General features: G+C 36.5%; 16 protein-coding genes. 7 read left to right on the top strand and 9 right to left on the bottom strand.

All coding sequences use genetic code 11. From position 1 onward, the window contains the following. Positions 1-66: 66 nt before the first annotated feature. The 8 genes from IEX65_RS06580 to polA all read right to left on the bottom strand — a co-directional run bounded on the left by IEX65_RS06580 (position 67) and on the right by polA (position 8,374). On the bottom strand, positions 67-426 hold the full coding sequence (locus IEX65_RS06580) for a DUF1304 domain-containing protein (protein WP_188765224.1): 360 nt from the start codon (positions 424-426) through the stop codon (positions 67-69). A 166-nt stretch (positions 427-592) separates the two neighbouring features. After that, positions 593-1,957 carry a M20/M25/M40 family metallo-hydrolase gene (locus tag IEX65_RS06575; RefSeq protein WP_188765223.1) on the bottom strand — a complete coding sequence of 455 codons (1,365 nt, stop codon included), beginning with the start codon at positions 1,955-1,957 and terminating at the stop codon, positions 593-595. 120 nt (positions 1,958-2,077) lie between these two features. Then, positions 2,078-3,010 (bottom strand): glycosyltransferase family 9 protein, encoded by a 933-nt coding sequence (locus IEX65_RS06570; RefSeq protein ID WP_188765222.1) that lies wholly within the window; start codon positions 3,008-3,010, stop codon positions 2,078-2,080. Next, positions 3,007-3,906 carry a lysophospholipid acyltransferase family protein gene (locus IEX65_RS06565; protein ID WP_188765221.1) on the bottom strand — a complete coding sequence of 300 codons (900 nt, stop codon included), beginning with the start codon at positions 3,904-3,906 and terminating at the stop codon, positions 3,007-3,009. The genes IEX65_RS06570 and IEX65_RS06565 overlap by 4 nt, the downstream gene beginning before the upstream one ends. After that, a complete protein-coding gene (locus IEX65_RS06560) occupies positions 3,906-4,508 on the bottom strand; it encodes a nucleotidyltransferase family protein (protein WP_188765220.1) in 603 nt (200 codons plus the stop codon). The genes IEX65_RS06565 and IEX65_RS06560 overlap by 1 nt, the downstream gene beginning before the upstream one ends. Further along, entirely contained in the window at positions 4,505-4,954 is a 450-nt protein-coding gene (locus IEX65_RS06555) for an RES family NAD+ phosphorylase (RefSeq protein ID WP_188765219.1), read from the bottom strand. The genes IEX65_RS06560 and IEX65_RS06555 overlap by 4 nt, the downstream gene beginning before the upstream one ends. Positions 4,955-4,993: 39 nt before the next feature. Beyond that, on the bottom strand, positions 4,994-5,389 hold the full coding sequence (locus tag IEX65_RS06550; RefSeq protein WP_188765218.1) for an Xre family toxin-antitoxin system antitoxin: 396 nt from the start codon (positions 5,387-5,389) through the stop codon (positions 4,994-4,996). A gap of 90 nt (positions 5,390-5,479) precedes the next feature. Further along, positions 5,480-8,374 carry a DNA polymerase I gene (polA, locus tag IEX65_RS06545; protein WP_188765217.1) on the bottom strand — a complete coding sequence of 965 codons (2,895 nt, stop codon included), beginning with the start codon at positions 8,372-8,374 and terminating at the stop codon, positions 5,480-5,482. 146 nt (positions 8,375-8,520) lie between these two features. On the opposite strand from polA, the gene IEX65_RS06540 reads away from it, so the two are divergent. Next, positions 8,521-10,023, top strand: coding sequence for a vanadium-dependent haloperoxidase (locus tag IEX65_RS06540; protein WP_188765216.1), 1,503 nt, complete (start codon positions 8,521-8,523; stop codon positions 10,021-10,023). A 3-nt stretch (positions 10,024-10,026) separates the two neighbouring features. Beyond that, positions 10,027-11,142, top strand: a complete 1,116-nt coding sequence (locus IEX65_RS06535; RefSeq protein ID WP_188765215.1) for an NAD(P)/FAD-dependent oxidoreductase — start codon at positions 10,027-10,029, stop codon at positions 11,140-11,142. A 60-nt stretch (positions 11,143-11,202) separates the two neighbouring features. On the opposite strand, the gene IEX65_RS06530 is transcribed toward IEX65_RS06535, so the two are convergent. After that, positions 11,203-11,814 carry a 7-carboxy-7-deazaguanine synthase QueE gene (locus tag IEX65_RS06530; protein WP_188765214.1) on the bottom strand — a complete coding sequence of 204 codons (612 nt, stop codon included), beginning with the start codon at positions 11,812-11,814 and terminating at the stop codon, positions 11,203-11,205. A 283-nt stretch (positions 11,815-12,097) separates the two neighbouring features. Here IEX65_RS06530 and ispG point away from each other — a divergent pair, with 283 nt between their 5' ends. From ispG to IEX65_RS06505, 5 genes are read left to right on the top strand one after another with little or no spacing between them, the layout of a single operon-like run. Further along, on the top strand, positions 12,098-14,122 hold the full coding sequence (ispG, locus tag IEX65_RS06525; protein ID WP_188765213.1) for a (E)-4-hydroxy-3-methylbut-2-enyl-diphosphate synthase: 2,025 nt from the start codon (positions 12,098-12,100) through the stop codon (positions 14,120-14,122). A 50-nt stretch (positions 14,123-14,172) separates the two neighbouring features. After that, positions 14,173-14,367 (top strand): DUF6728 family protein, encoded by a 195-nt coding sequence (locus IEX65_RS06520; RefSeq protein WP_188765212.1) that lies wholly within the window; start codon positions 14,173-14,175, stop codon positions 14,365-14,367. Positions 14,368-14,372: 5 nt separating this feature from the next. Next, complete coding sequence (locus tag IEX65_RS06515; RefSeq protein WP_188765211.1) at positions 14,373-14,723, top strand: MmcQ/YjbR family DNA-binding protein; 351 nt, start codon at positions 14,373-14,375, stop codon at positions 14,721-14,723. Between the two features lie 4 nt (positions 14,724-14,727). Continuing rightward, complete coding sequence (locus IEX65_RS06510) at positions 14,728-15,282, top strand: tetratricopeptide repeat protein (RefSeq protein WP_188765210.1); 555 nt, start codon at positions 14,728-14,730, stop codon at positions 15,280-15,282. Between the two features lie 4 nt (positions 15,283-15,286). Further along, positions 15,287-15,706, top strand: coding sequence for a gamma-glutamylcyclotransferase family protein (locus IEX65_RS06505; protein WP_188765209.1), 420 nt, complete (start codon positions 15,287-15,289; stop codon positions 15,704-15,706). Positions 15,707-15,711 lie beyond the last annotated feature (5 nt).

Below are 15,711 nucleotides of genomic sequence, written 5' to 3'. Positions count from 1 at the left end.
TAATAGAAATAGTTTGAATACATAAAAGTCTGTTTATTCAATGCGAACTTAAAGTTCGCACCACATTTATAAATGCACGGCAATTAAAGCTAAAATTGCAGGAACTGCTTGAACATAAAAAATTCTTTTACCAGCAGTCAATCCACCATAAATTCCTGCAATTATGACACACGAAAGGAAAAAAACTGCTACATAAATAGACCAAGCGTGATTTTCGATGAGCAACGACCAAAATAATCCAGCAGCCAAAAAGCCATTGTAAAGACCTTGATTAGCAGCAAGGGCTTTGGTTGGTTCAAAAAGTTCTTTTTTTAGACTTTTAAATACGCCCGGAGCTTTGGTTGTCCAAGCAAACATTTCGAGCCAAAGAATGTAGCAATGCTCTATTGCCACCAAACCGATAAGAATTTTTGCAATGATTTCCATTTGTGAGAAAGGTTTAGGTGAAAAATAAAAAAATCGACCTGAAAGAGTCGATTTTTTGTGACTATATCAAATATTTTTCAAATATAATTAGGAAGAATTTACTGATTAATCAGTAATTCGTAGCATACTGTTGACTTGAGTACTATGGACTGCTGACTATTTTTAATTATTCTCCAGCATTACGAAGCCCAACTCTTGGCAAAACAGGCAAGCCTTCGTTACCATCTTCACTGACTGATTGTACGGCGAAGAAATAATTATCTTTTGAGTATGGCAATGAAATTTTTAGGTTGGTAGTAAAAAATTTCTTTTGCCAGTACGGCATGGCAGTTTCACGCATCAAAACATAATATCCTTTTACTTTTCCTGTTTTTGGTGCTTTCCAATTTAAATTGGTCGAATTTCCCAAACCACGCACATCTAAAACTACATCTTGTGGCATTGATGGCGATTTGGCAAGATTAGCCAGTGAAGCAAGGTTTACGCAGGTATTTTTGCGTAGATATTCAAAATCCATAAACTTTATTAAATCTCCGTATTCTACACCTTTTTCGACTCTAAGGTCTTGGTGTTGGTGAAGGAAATTTTCGTTCATTTCAGACAAACGAACCGCCGCAAATCCACGATTAACAAATGGGGTATGGTCACCTCCACGCAAGAAACGGTCATTTCTGTAAATCATCACTACTTCCAAATTATCAACGTAGCGTTCGCCAGTTTCTTTGACATAACGGGCCAATTGACGTGCTTTTCCATCATTTTCTACACCATACTGACGAATTGCTCCGACTTTTTTATCCATTTCAAAAGCTGGTAAACCCTCGCTGAAAATTCTTAGACGTGTATTGTCAATGATATTGGTTTCGTTGGAGTTATTAGAACCCATGATGTCATTGTTTAATAAAGCTTCTAAGTTCCAATTTTGTTTCAAGGCTTTTTCGGCTAAATAATTAGCACCGAGTAGGCCTTGTTCTTCACCACTAACTACCACAAAAATAATTGTTGCAGGAAATTTTGATTTTGCCATTACACGGGCTAATTCGATAACGGCAACAGTTCCGCTACCATCATCGTTTGCACCGGGAGCATCTGATTCACGATTCATTACATCTGTCACACGGCTGTCGATATGGCCACTTACCATAAAAATTCGGTCGTCGTTAGGGTCAGTTCCTTTCAAAGTCGCCATAACGTTTGCCATTGCAATTGTTTTGTCAATTCTACGACCATCAGGTTGGAGTGTGAAAGTATCAAGCACTGCCGTCATTCGCCCTTCGGAGGTTTTAGCAAATTCTTGAAATTTACTCAAAACCCAAAGTCGTGAGGCTCCAATTCCACGTTTGGTATCAGTAGTTGTTGAGAGTGTACTACGAGTACCAAATGAAACGAGTTTTTCATCGAATTTTTTCAGACTATCGGCAGAAATTTGACTAACCAATGCCTCGATTTGTGGGTCACGGTTAATGATTTTTTGAGAGAAAGAAGTAAAAGAAATTACTGCACTAAAAATAATAAGATAGATTTTTTTCATGAATGATGAAGGTTAAGATGTTTTAACAAAAATAGTGAGAAACATGTTTAAAACCTTATCAAAGCTTCAATTTGGAGACGAGAATGCACTAAAATGAGATAAAAGGAAATGTCCTTTAGTTCAAAAATCTAAATTAAGGTCGTTCATGCACTTAAAATGACCTTTGGGGCATTTACTATAACCAATTTTGGAACACGGACGGCACGAAAGTTCTTTATTTTCAATGATTTTGAATTCGGTCAAATATGGGTACATTCCAAATTCTGGAACGGTATTTCCCCAAATCGAAACGACTTTTTTCTTTAATGCTGACGCAATGTGCATTAAGCCTGTATCGTGAGTAATGAGGTACTCGGCCTGCTGAACAAGCGATGCTGATTGATTGAGATTATATTTTCCGCAAGCATTTATTATTTTTTCGCCAACTGCTTTTTCAATTTCTTCGGCGGCGGGAGAGTCTTCTTTTCCTCCCAAAAGCATAATTTTACTATTGAGTTTTTGGCAGATTTCAATGATTCGGCTGGTTGGAAGTTTTTTGGTGGAATGTTGCCCACCGATTGCAAAGGCTATATATGATTCGTTTATCTGAACTTTATCTTTTTCGGGGATAAAATAATCAAGCCCTTTCATATCATTTTTAATACCCAAACTTTCTACTGTTTTTAGGTATCGGTCAACAATGTGAATGTCTGGCATTTGATGAATTTTAAGATTAACCAAAAGCCATTTTTTGAAGTTGAGTTTATCGAAACTAAATGTTTTTTTTGAAAGTCGGAATTTTATTATTGAGGTTCGTAGGTTATTGTGTAAGTCTATTACGTAGTCATAATCCTCTGATTGTAAGGTTTTTATAAAAGGATTTAGCGATTTTTCTAATAAATGATACTTGTCGATATAAGGATTGTTTTCGACTAAAACTTTGAATTGTTTTTTTGTGGCAAAATGTACCTCAGCTTCAGGATATTGCGATTTTATACACCTAACTACGGGTGTAGTCAATACAATATCACCGATTGATGAAAATCTTAAAATTAGAAACTTAGTTTTTTTCATTTTTTGTAGCTTACTGGTACAATTTCTCCGTTAACTTTCGTGTATTTCCAACGTTTGTGCGACCAAAACCAGATTGAAGGATTTGCTTTAATATCACGTTCGAGTTTTCGGGCATGAATTTCTAATAATTCTCCTTCTGGCAAAGCATTTGGAGTCTTTGTGATTAACTCAACGTTTACTTTGTATTTGCCACGAGCATATCGGTCGATACACATATAGACTACTGGCATATCATACTGACGTGCGAAACGGTCGATTCCTGTAAAGAAGCCTGTTTCTTGATTCAGAAAAGTTGTCCAATAAGAGCGTTCGGGTGGGGGAGATTGGTCATTTACTAAAAAGAACGCATAATTGAAATTTTCAGGTTGAGCTATTTCTTTCGAGGCGTTTGCCATTGAAATCATAATACTACCGTATCTTTCTCTAAAATTTTTAAAGAAATCATCGAAGTATTTGTTATTTAATGGTCGATAAACGGCTTTCACTCGGTATTTTATTAAGAATGAAAGAGCTAAATTTGCTAATTCATGGTTTCCGAAGTGTCCTGCCGTAACGATAATATTTCGTTTTTCGGCCAATAATTCATCAAGAATGGCATCGTTTTGAATGCTCCATCGTTTTTTTAGTTCTGCCTGACTTATCGTCACACATTTGAGCATTTCGAGGAAGAAATCAACAATATAACGGTAAAAATCCTTTTCGATTTTTAATAATTCTTCAGTAGATTTTTCTGGAAAACTCCTTTGTAAATTCTGACGAACTACACTTTTTCGATAGCCAATTCCGTAATAAACTATCATATACAGAAAATCAGAAATTAGATATAAAATACTAAAGGGTAAGTACGAAATTGAATATATGAAAGGTAATGCTATATAAAAACCAATGCGTTTCATTAATTTGAGTTATAATTTGATACAAAATTGCGATATTCGTCGATGGTATCCAAATCCAATTTACCTTCAGGAAAATCAATCAGAGCGGTTTTGTCTTTGTTTTTCATGACTACTTTTTTTGCACCTTCATCGCCAGTGAGTTCGAGTAAATCAGTAAATAAGCTTCGTTTAAATAGAACCGGAATACCAATCTGATTGTCGTACTTACAGGCTACGACTTCAATATTATCATCAGATTTGGCTTTTTCAATCATTTTATTGATTAATTCAGCATTTACGTAAGGCATATCAACCGTCAAGAAAATTGCAGCTTCAATTTCTTTTTCGGTCATGTAGGCACCCGCCAAACCCATTTTTATCGAACTCGACATTCCCTTTTCCCATTGAGGATTATCAATGATGGTTATGGGCATTCGTTCGGTCTCTTGACGAATCAGATTTCTATTTGCTCCCAAAACTGTTACAATCGGGTAGCAAGTGGTGTCCATTGCTGTTTCGCAGATACGTTTGATGAGCGTTTTTCCATCTATTAATAAAAGTTGCTTCGGAGCTCCCATACGAGAAGATGCACCCGCAGCAAGAATAATTATTGATACATTCATGTAGATTTTATACGATTATCGAAATTGAATTTTTCTACTGAGAGTAGTTTTATGAATCTGAAGTCGGGATGTTGAGGGTTTATTAAATAATTAGATTCGAGTGGAACAATAACTGATGGCACGCATAGTACACAACTTTCAAGATTATTTAACCATTTTGTACTAATCTCTTGGCAAATCTCAAAATTAAATTTATCAGACCAATTTTCGGGTAAATCATCAATTTGTATTATTTTAATAGAAACCTTTTTGGGAATTTCTACACTCATCAAACTGAAATTACCAATTAACCCCTCACTATCTCTATGAACTACGTTTTCAAGGCAAGCCAGCGATATATTTCCCGCAAAATAAATGACAAATTGGCCATTTCTATTCCATCTTGCACTTCTTCCAGATGCTGTGAGTTGAGCATATTTAGGGGTCGTAATTCTATAAACAATCATTAATTTTTAATATACATATTGTTGTTTATGGATTTACTTTCAAGCCAATGCACCATATGCAATTCTGATTAACTCATCCTCTACCAAAGTCAAGCCTCCATGGGTTTGCATTAGTATTTTTGGAATTCTATCGCCTAAGCCATATGCGGGTTTTATAATCCACCTATTAAAAGTATCAACATCTCCGAATACTTCTTTGCCCCACTCATAAACTTGTTCAAGTTTAAGCATTTTCTCACTTTCAGTTGGGTTAAATTTTTTATCTTCTTTGATGTATCTATCAAGCGTTTTTGGTGAAATATGAAGGATATCGGCAAAGAAATTCTTTTCTTGATGTGTTGCAACCATCAATTCTTGCATTTTTTTTGCACTAATACCTTCGTATGCCTGCATTAGTAGCGAGTAGCTATTGGATTTTGTGCTGACGGCGGTCATAATTATATCGTTTGCTTGAACAAATATAGTGGAAAAATGTCTGAATATGCAAGACAAATTTCCACTAAGTTTATTCACCAAATAACTATATCAATGTGCTTCTAACCAGTTTTCGCCAATTCCCATTCCAGTTTCCATTTTAACAGCCATCGGAATTGCCGTGCACATCAATTCATTTACCTTAGTTTTTAAGAAATCAACTTCCGAACGATGAGCATCAAAAACAAGTTCGTCATGCACTTGCAGAATCATGCGTGATTTTAGTTGTTCTTGTTTCATGAAATCATGAATATTTATCATTGCAACTTTTATCATGTCAGCCGCTGAGCCTTGAATGGGAGCATTGATGGCATTACGCTCGGCAAAACCTCGGTCAGTCATATTTTGTGAGTTTATATCACGCAAATATCTTCTGCGACCTAAAATGGTTTCAACAAACTTCATTTCACGGGCTTTGTTGATGGTGTCGTCCATGAATTGTTTGATTTTTGGAAACTCAATCCAATAGGCATCAATAATATCTTTGGCTTCGCCACGAGGAATATTGAGCCTTTGTGATAAACCAAAAGCCGAAATACCGTAGATAATACCAAAGTTGACCATTTTTGCTTTCCGACGCATATCTGAAGTAACATCAGGAATACCTACTTTGAAAACTTTTGAGGCCGTAGTTGAGTGAATATCAATGCCTTGATTGAAGGCTTCGAGCATACTTTCATCGCCACTGAATGCCGCCATGATGCGGAGTTCGATTTGCGAGTAATCGGCAGAAAGAATTACATAATCTTCGTTTCGAGGTACAAATGCTTTTCTGATTTCACGCCCACGTGGCGTGCGAATCGGAATATTTTGTAAGTTTGGATTCGTTGAACTCAAACGTCCCGTTGCCGCAACTGCTTGATTATAAGATGTATGGATTCGTCCTGTCTTTTTTGAAACCAACGATGGAAGAGCATCAACGTAAGTATTCTTGAGTTTTACTAATTCTCTGAAATCCAGTATTTTACGAACAATTTCGTGGTCGTTTTCGAGTTTCGATAAAATATCTTCACCAGTGGCATACTGTCCAGTTTTGGTTTTTTTTGCCTTGCTATCAAGTTTGAGTTTTTCAAATAAAATATCACCCAATTGTTTTGGCGAAGCAACATTAAATTCCTGACCAGCCAATGTGAAAATATCAGTTTGGATTTGCTTTACGTCAGTTTCAAGCACACTCGACATTTCATGTAAGGCATTCATATCAATTCTTACACCTTCCATTTCCATATTGGCTAATACATTCACCAAAGGCATTTCTACTTTTTCGAGTAGCTTTTGCTGTTGAGAGTCGGCCAATTTTGGTTCGAGTATTTGTTTAAGTTGTAGCGTTATATCGGCATCTTCGGCGGCATAATCTTTAATTTTTTCAACTGCCACATCTCTCATGCTACCTTGCCCTTTGCCTTTGCCAATCAACGTTTCGATTGAAACTGGGTCATAATTGAGGTAAACATTTGCCAAATAATCCATTCCGTGGCGTTGTTCGGGTTCGATGATGTAGTGAGCCAGCATTGTATCAAACATTGTACCTTTCAGCTCAATGCCATAGTTTTTAAGTACCATGAGGTCGTATTTGATGTTTTGTCCGATTTTTGTAATCGATTCATTTTCAAATACTTCTTTAAATTCATTCATCACCAGTTGGGCTTCTGCTTGGTCGCTTGGAATCGGAACGTAGAAGGCTTCACCTGCGTAATAGGCAAATGAAAGTCCAACAATTTCTGCATCAACGGCATCAACCGAAGTGGTTTCTGAATCAAAACAAAATTCGTCTTGATTACTCAGGTACTGAATCAAACTTTTGCGTAGGGCAGGAGTATCCATCAAATGATATTCATGAACTTTATTTAGAATCGTATCTTTGACAGCATTGGCTCTAAATTGTAGTTCTTCTTCCTCTTCAAATGGCGTTTGTGATGGTTCAGCAGTTGAAGCATTTGATGGAGAAGCCATTGCCTCAAACATCGAAATTTGTGTACCAGACTTTGCTTTTATGGCATTAACAGGCGGAACAGCATTTGAGGATGCACTGCTCGAAGGCTGTTTACTACTTGCCGAAGGCTCTTGTGGTTCGTTTGGTAATAATCTTTTACGCAGCGTGCGGAACTCTAATTCATCCAAAAGTGGCGACATGAGTTCGGGCTTTGGTGCTGTTATTTTCAAGAATTCCTCATCAAAATCAATCGGAACATCTAACTCGATTCGAGCCAGTTTTTTTGATAAAAATGCCTGTTCTTTGTTATTTCTGATTGCTTCGGCAATTTTTCCAGTCAATTTATCAGCATTTTCATACAAACCCTCAACCGAGCCATAAGTTGCAATCAATTTTGCGGCCGTTTTTTCACCAACCCCCGGTACGCCCGGGATATTATCAACGGCATCGCCCATTAGTCCAAGCAAATCAATTACTTGTTCTGGTCGTTCGATACCCCATTTCTCACAAACTTCTTTTACTCCCAACTTTTCGGCATCTTTTCCAAAAATCGCTGGTTTATACATATATATATGGTCTTCTACCAACTGCCCGTAATCTTTATCAGGGGTCATCATGAATACCTCAAAATCGTGTTTTGCCGCTCTCTTAGCAATGGTCCCGATTACGTCATCAGCTTCATAGCCCGGTATCATCAACAATGGAATATCCATTGCTTCGACCAATTTTTTTACATAAGGTATCGCAATCGTAATATCTTCTGGCTGTTCTTGACGATTAGCTTTATATTCTGGAAACCATTCATTTCTAAATGTACCCCCCGGTAAGTCGAAGGCAACACCTATGTGCGTAGGTTTTTCTTTTTGAATCACTTCTAAAATTGCATTGGCAAAGCCGAATACACAACTTGTATTTAGGCCAGTAGAGGTAATTCGTGGAGCTTTGATAAAAGCAAAGTGAGCTCTGTAGATAAGAGCCATTGCATCCAACAGAAAAAGTTTTTTTGTGGGCATTGTATTGATGATGTTAATTTTTGTGGCTCTAAATTACGTTGATTTTTTTTAAGTGAAGAAATAAATTAAATTTGTAGGTAATAATTGTTTAAAAATCATCATTTTTAAACCCTAAACTTTGGCTAAACTAAAATCAGGAATTTCAAATGCGTAAAATACTATCCCTATTACTTATCATTTTGAGTGTAACATTTGGTATTGCACAAACCACAACAACGGCTGCAAAAAAGACTACCCCTAAGCCAGTTCCACCTACAAATAAGGAAAAACCTAAGGCTGTACCGGAAAAAGTAATAAAAACAGAAAAAGCCACCAAAGCTGACGAATTGGAAGAAGTGCTAACACCCGAGAATACCCAAATCGGAAATCCGACACCGAACAAAGTTGAGCCTATGAGAGTTTATGATTATACAAATTCTGATTTGCTTGTTAAATGGCACGAATTGATTTTTGAGTTAATCGAACAAACTCAAGGATATAGCCCCAATGTGGCATCTCGAAACATGGCTTACATCAATCTGGCAGCTTATGAATCAATTTTACCAGCCAATATGGGGAATATTTCTCTTTCTGACCAGTTACAAGAATTTCATCGCCCCGATAGTTTGAATATTGATAGTAGATTTTTCAATCCAGCGGTGGCTTTAAATTCAGCAGTTTTTAAATTGGTTGACAAGCTTTTTATTTCTGCACCTTACATTTGGATGGAAAAAGTTTATGCTCTTAATGATTCAGTCAATGCCCATTTTACCAGACAGCTTTCGCCTGATGCCATGAAAAAATCGAAACTTTATGGAGCAAAGATTGCTTTTTGGATTTATGAGTATTCAAAGAATGATGGCGGACATCAATCATTTTTGCGTACCTACAGTATGGGGTATAAATTGCCAATTTGTCAGTCATGTTTTGAAATCAATCGAGTAGCAGATTTAGAAAATACTGGGCCACTGCACCCGAAATGGGGAGAAAACAGAACCTTTTTAGCTAAAAACCAAGAAGAAATTGATATAAAGCCCAAAGTTGAGTTTTCGATTTATCCAAACTCAGCTTTCTATAAAATGGCTAAAGAAGTGTATGATATTTCAAAACAAGTTGTGCCAAACAGTGAGAAGTTACAAATAGCTAACTTTTGGGATGATGCCGCAACTTTTACCTATACGGCTCCCGGACACTCAATTTCGATTTTGACTCAAGTTTTAAAGCAAAAACCAGTTGATTTAGCAAGTGCTACCGAGCTTTACAGCAACTTAGCGATTGCCATCAGTGATGCTTTCATAGTAACATGGAGAATTAAGTATCAAAACAATCTTATTCGACCAATCGCTTATATCAAAAAATACATTGATAATCAGTGGGAACCAGCATTGCTTACGCCTCCATTCCCTGAATTTCCATCGGGACATTCGGCACAGACTTCAACAATGGCCACTGTGCTTACATCAAAAATTGGCGATAATGTAGGCTTTACTGATTATTCAAAGTACTTTGTTGGCCCACCAAAGACTTTTTCGTCTTTTTGGACTGCTGCCAAAGAATGTAGTATATCGAGGGTTTATGGTGGTATCCATTTTAGAGATGGAATTGAACAAGGCGAAGAGTTAGGCAAAATCGTTGGAAAAAACGCACTTTCATTGCGATATAAAAAATAACCTATGGATTATGACGTCATAATTGTTGGAGGTGGGCTTGGCGGCCTGATTTCATCTATACAACTTGCAGAAAAAGATTACAAGGTATTATTGATTGAAAAATATGCTTACCCATTTAATAAAGTTTGTGGCGAGTATGTTTCAAACGAAGTAAGGCCATTTCTTGAACACCTTGGCTTGGATTTAGAGCACTTGGGCTGCACAAATATCAATAAGTTTAAACTTACATCAACAAAAGGAAAAAGCCTCGAAACCAACCTTAAAATGGGTGGTTTTGGTATTAGTAGATACACTCTCGATTACGAACTTTATAATATTGCTCAAAAATCAGGAGTTACATTTCTATTAAATACGAGTGTTGATGATATTCAGAAAATCAACGAAAAATTTTTTGTTGAGACAAATACCAATCAAACTTTCGAGACAAACCTTGTAATTGGTTCGTATGGCAAGCGAGGAAAGCTTGATAAATCACTTTTTCGCCAATTTCCAGAACAAAAACAGTCATTTGTAGGGGTAAAGTATCATATAAAATACGATTTCCCCAAAGATTTGATAGCTCTTCATAATTTTAATGGTGGCTATTGCGGTATTTCGGCAATCGAAGATGATAAATATTGTTTATGTTATCTTTCCGAAAGAAAAAATGTAAAACAAAGCGGAGGAATCCACGAAATGGAATTGGAGTTCATGTGTCAAAATCCATTTTTGTTTGATATTTTTCAGAATGCTGAGTTTTTGTTTGCTCGGCCATTGGTTATCAACGAAATCATTTTTACTCCCAAATCGGCGGTCCATAAAAATATCTTGATGGTAGGCGATACGGCAGGTTTGATTACTCCATTGGCTGGAAATGGTATGTCAATAGCCATTCGAGCAGGGGTTATTGCCTCAGACATTATCAATGACTTTTTGCGTAAAAAAATCAGTAGGGCAGAAATGGAGGAAACTTATACCAATCAGTGGGATAAGAATTTCCGAAATAGATTATGGCGTGGCCGACAACTTCAAAAACTTTTTGGCGATGAGTTTAATTCTAATTTAGCAATCTCTACACTTAAAAAAGTTCCATTTTTATTAAATCCAATTATCAGAGCCACTCACGGCAAGACTTTATAATTGAAATCTGTACCGTAGGTCTGAACATAACTGCTCAACTCCAAACCTACGGTACAATTCTTATGGAATATCTAAATACTTGTGAGTCTGTAAACTAATTCTCCATTGTGGATTTTGCTTGATATATTCAACAATCAAAGGCTGCATCGTATCTTTCTTGCTCCATTCGGGCTGAAGTAAAAGCTGGCAATCTTTATTGACAAGTTTAGCGTATTTTTCTGCAAACTTAAAGTCAGATTTATTATAAACAATTACCTTTAGCTCATTTGCTTGCTCAAAAATACTTGGGTGAGCCTCTTTGAATTTTTTCGGTGAAAAACAGACCCAGTCCCAATGTCCAGACATTGGGTGAGCTCCCGAAGTTTCGATATTAGTCTGAAAACCAGCTTCTTTCAAAGCTGTTGTCAATTCATCTAAATTATACATTAAAGGTTCGCCACCTGTAATCACAGCTAAACGGCCATTGTGTTGGCTTGCATCAGCCACAATTTGGCTAATGCTTATTTTAGGATGAATTTCAGCATCCCACGATTCTTTCACATCGCACCATACGCAGCCTACATCACACCCGCCCAAACGAATAAAATACGCTGCCCTTCCCGCATGAAAACCTTCGCCTTGTAGTGTATAAAACGCCTCCATGACAGGTAATTTATTTTCAGTAGAAATCATTTAATAATTAAAATATCTGCAAAAATACCAAAAAATAACCAAAATACGACCTTAAAAAGAATAGTTGACAAATTTTCAACCTTTCTATCGTTATTATAGTTATAATGATGACTATTTTTGCAAAAATAATAACAAAACTAAAATAATTATTTTATTATTTTTGATTAGCTTAACCTGTGCTAAGAAATCATTAATTGAGTTTGTAAAATTCTATGAATGATTAAGTTAGGTCCCATTTAAATTCAATCGTTTTTGAGGTAATCCATTTCTTTTTATATTTTTCATGCAAGATTTTCAAAAAAAATACTGTCATTCTCTTACTGAGTATTCTCGCCGAATCACGAATCAAGTAAAAATTGGCGACCTTTATTTAGGTTCAGACTATCCGATTCGAGTGCAGTCAATGACAACTGTTGACACAATGGATACGCTGGGTTCGGTTGAACAGTCAATACGAATGATAGAAAGCGGTTGTGAGTTGGTGCGTATCACAGCTCCGAGCGTAAAAGAAGCTCAGAATCTCGAAAATATTAAGAATGAATTAAGAAGAAGGGGCTATAATACACCTTTAGTTGCCGATATTCACTTTACGCCAAATGCAGCCGAACTGGCTGCCCGTATCGTAGAAAAAGTACGTATAAACCCAGGAAATTATGCCGATAAAAAGCGTTTTGAAGTAATTGATTATACCGAAGAAAGCTATCAAGTTGAGTTAGAGCGTATCAGAGAGCGTTTCATGCCGCTTGTGAAAATTTGTAAAGAATATGGTACTGCCATGAGAATCGGAACGAATCATGGCTCGCTTTCAGACCGTATTTTAAGCCGCTATGGAGATACACCGCTCGGAATGGTTGAATCAGCATTAGAGTTTTTACGAATCTGCGAAGATGAAAACTATTTCAATATCGTGATTTCGATGAAATCATCGAACCCACAAGTAATGGTGCAGGCGTATCGTCTTTTAGTACAAAGACTTGAAGGAGAAAAACTAAAACCTTATCCACTACATTTAGGTGTAACTGAAGCAGGTGAAGGAGAAGACGGTAGAATAAAATCTTCAATGGGAATCGGTACGTTGCTCGAAGATGGCTTAGGCGACACTGTTCGTGTAAGTTTAACCGAAGACCCAGAATTTGAAGCTCCAGTGGCTCGTTCACTTATAACTAAAAGTGCTGATTTAAGAGAAAAGGAAAGTTTCGAGATAAAGAAAAATAACTCAGCATTCAGAACTCATAATTCAGAACTAATTGAAGTTTCACCCATAAATCCATACAGTTATAGTCGTAGAGAGACTTTTGAGGTTGGAAACTTTGGAGCCTTAAATGTACCGAGAGTCATTGCCGATTTCTCTAAAATAGAGGTCGAATCTCATGATGATTTAAAACCAATCGGTCATTTTTATTTGCCATTGCCAGATAAATGGAGAATGAACGATTTAGGAGCAGATTATATTTATTCTGGCAAAAAATCTGTGCCATTTATGTTGCCAAATGGCCTCAAAGAAATTCTTGATTATGATGTTTGGTTGACTCAGTCAGATTTACAAAATAAATTGCCATTGTTTACGGTTGAAGAATTTTTCAATCCAGCCAAACAATTACATCAAACAATCAATTTTGTAGAGGTAAGCTTAGATGAACTAACACCAGCATTTGTTGAGCATGTAAAAGAATATAAAAACACAGTAATCATTGCAAAAGCAAAAAACGCTGCTGCAATGGTTGAATTAAGAAGTTTTTATTTTCAAGTTTTGAAGTTTTCTATCAAAAATCCAGTAATTTTAAGTAAAGATTACGAGGCAATTTCAGAAAGTGATTTTCAACTTTTTGCAGCAACTGATTTTGGTGGCGTATTGATTGAAGGCTTTGGTGATGGAATTATGATTGGCTTGCCAGATTTGGCCGATAAAAATGAAAAATTGGAGCGTCTGAAAACCGTAAATAGTACTTCATTCGGTATTTTGCAAGCTGCACGCACCCGAATGAGTAAAACGGAGTATATCAGTTGTCCTTCCTGCGGCCGTACTTTATTCGATTTGCAAGAAACAACCGCCATGATTAGAAAACGCACCGACCACTTGAAAGGTGTGAAAATAGGTATCATGGGTTGTATCGTAAATGGCCCAGGAGAAATGGCAGACGCTGATTATGGTTATGTGGGCATCGGAAAAGATAAAATCGCACTTTATCGTGGACAAACTGTAATGAAAAAGTCAGTTCATGCCGATAATGCAGTAGATGAGTTAATTGAGCTTATCAAAGAGGATGGTCGTTGGTTTGAGCAGGAAGTGCTTGAATATGCCGAATAGTAAGAGTAAAATAACAGAAAAGCAGTCAACAATTTCAAAATAATATCACGATGCTAAATAAATTAAAAGAATTCTTTTCCATTGGGCCTGTTTTTAGTTACTTCTTTAGAATCTTTCAAAAAGATAAAGATGGTAAATATCCGCACAGTTTCAATCTGAAAATGATGCACGGAATCAATAAAATATCAATTTTGATGTTTTTGGTTTGTTTGATTATCATGGTTACACGTTGTGCCACTCGTTAATTTTGATGGATTTAGAGAATTTTAGAGAATATTGTTTGTCAAAAAAAGGCGTTACCGAAGAACTCCCATTCGGGCCAGATACGCTTGTTTATAAGGTAATGGGAAAAATGTTTGCTCTGACAGGTTTTGAGTTCGAGCGAATCAGTCTAAAGAACTTCCCTGAAAAAAATCAAGAATTGCGGGCAGAATTCGATGCTGTTTTGCCAGCTTATCACATGAACAAACAGCATTGGAATATGGTTTTAACCAACGGCCGAGTAAAAGATGCCCTTCTACGTGAATGGATTGATGAATCCTATGAAATTGTGGTGAGTAGTTTGACAAAAAAGACCAAAGAAGAACTTAAAAATTTGTAAGAAAATGGAGGTAATGCTTATTGGCATACCGTTCTTGATTTACATTTATTTGCGAATCAGATTGGGAAATGATATTTCAGACCAAGAAAGAGACGAGGCCCTTTTTCAAGAAGGAATTGAATTATTCAATCAAGAAGATTGCGTAAAAGCCTTCCGTTATTTTGATGCCCAAATCATTGAATATCCTAAGTCGGCAACCGCCTATTTCTACCGAGCCAAATGCCACTACTATTTTGAAAACTGGGAGGCTGCACTCAATGACTTCGAAAAAACTTTACGTATAGATAATTCGATAGCTGACGCATATTTGCAGAAAGCTAACTGTCTTTATATGCTCGAAGACTATAAAATGGCACTTTTCGAGCTAAAAAGAGCTTCGAGGATGTTTTTAGGAAAAAATGCGGATGTAATTAGATTCATTGCAGAATTAGAATTTAGAGGTGGAGATTTTGAAAGTGCCGAAAAAAACCTTAAAATTGCTTCAAGTTTAGGCGATAGCCAATCTACAATACTTTTACAAACACTTTTTTTAGGAAATATTCGTAATATTTCAAAGTAAGGCAATGACTGAGAATGAGTATCTTTTTGTGTATGGAACGCTGTTGAGCGAATATGGTGATAATGAGTCGCACCAATGGGTTGATAGATATGCCGAGTATCTTGGAAAAGCCAAAATGGAAGGCAAAATGTATATGGTTGATTATTACCCAGGTATTGTTCCATGCAAGCAAGGTGAAAAGTATTACGTAAAAGGCGAACTCTACAAATTGCGAGAACCCGACCAACTCTTTGGTTTTTTAGACCGTTACGAAGAATATAATCCGATGGACCCTGCACACTCAGAATATGTGAGAAAACAAGCCAAAGTTGAACTCAAAAATGATGGTAAAACTTATGATGCGTGGGTTTATTATTTCAATCAGTCAGTTGAAGATTTAGAGTTTATGCCCAAAGGTGATTTCCTGAATGAATATCATAAATAATCAAT

This window comes from Emticicia aquatilis (assembly GCF_014644295.1).
Lineage (GTDB): Bacteria > Bacteroidota > Bacteroidia > Cytophagales > Spirosomataceae > Emticicia > Emticicia aquatilis.
Note: the sequence above shows the minus strand (reverse complement) of the source record. Positions and strands in the feature narration are given on the sequence as shown.

Bases quoted from the DNA above. Each gene is read 5' to 3' on its own strand.
- IEX65_RS06575 (WP_188765223.1), bottom strand. From the start codon at position 1,957: ATGAAAAAAATCTATCTTATTATTTTTAGTGCAGTAATTTCTTTTACT.
- IEX65_RS06580 (WP_188765224.1), bottom strand. From the start codon at position 426: ATGGAAATCATTGCAAAAATTCTTATCGGTTTGGTGGCAATAGAGCAT.
- IEX65_RS06565 (WP_188765221.1), bottom strand. From the start codon at position 3,906: ATGAAACGCATTGGTTTTTATATAGCATTACCTTTCATATATTCAATT.
- ispG (WP_188765213.1), top strand. From the start codon at position 12,098: ATGCAAGATTTTCAAAAAAAATACTGTCATTCTCTTACTGAGTATTCT.
- IEX65_RS06530 (WP_188765214.1), bottom strand. From the start codon at position 11,814: ATGATTTCTACTGAAAATAAATTACCTGTCATGGAGGCGTTTTATACA.
- IEX65_RS06540 (WP_188765216.1), top strand. From the start codon at position 8,521: ATGCGTAAAATACTATCCCTATTACTTATCATTTTGAGTGTAACATTT.
- IEX65_RS06515 (WP_188765211.1), top strand. From the start codon at position 14,373: ATGGATTTAGAGAATTTTAGAGAATATTGTTTGTCAAAAAAAGGCGTT.
- IEX65_RS06555 (WP_188765219.1), bottom strand. From the start codon at position 4,954: ATGATTGTTTATAGAATTACGACCCCTAAATATGCTCAACTCACAGCA.
- IEX65_RS06520 (WP_188765212.1), top strand. From the start codon at position 14,173: ATGCTAAATAAATTAAAAGAATTCTTTTCCATTGGGCCTGTTTTTAGT.
- polA (WP_188765217.1), bottom strand. From the start codon at position 8,374: ATGCCCACAAAAAAACTTTTTCTGTTGGATGCAATGGCTCTTATCTAC.
- IEX65_RS06535 (WP_188765215.1), top strand. From the start codon at position 10,027: ATGGATTATGACGTCATAATTGTTGGAGGTGGGCTTGGCGGCCTGATT.
- IEX65_RS06505 (WP_188765209.1), top strand. From the start codon at position 15,287: ATGACTGAGAATGAGTATCTTTTTGTGTATGGAACGCTGTTGAGCGAA.
- IEX65_RS06510 (WP_188765210.1), top strand. From the start codon at position 14,728: ATGGAGGTAATGCTTATTGGCATACCGTTCTTGATTTACATTTATTTG.
- IEX65_RS06550 (WP_188765218.1), bottom strand. From the start codon at position 5,389: ATGACCGCCGTCAGCACAAAATCCAATAGCTACTCGCTACTAATGCAG.
- IEX65_RS06560 (WP_188765220.1), bottom strand. From the start codon at position 4,508: ATGAATGTATCAATAATTATTCTTGCTGCGGGTGCATCTTCTCGTATG.
- IEX65_RS06570 (WP_188765222.1), bottom strand. From the start codon at position 3,010: ATGAAAAAAACTAAGTTTCTAATTTTAAGATTTTCATCAATCGGTGAT.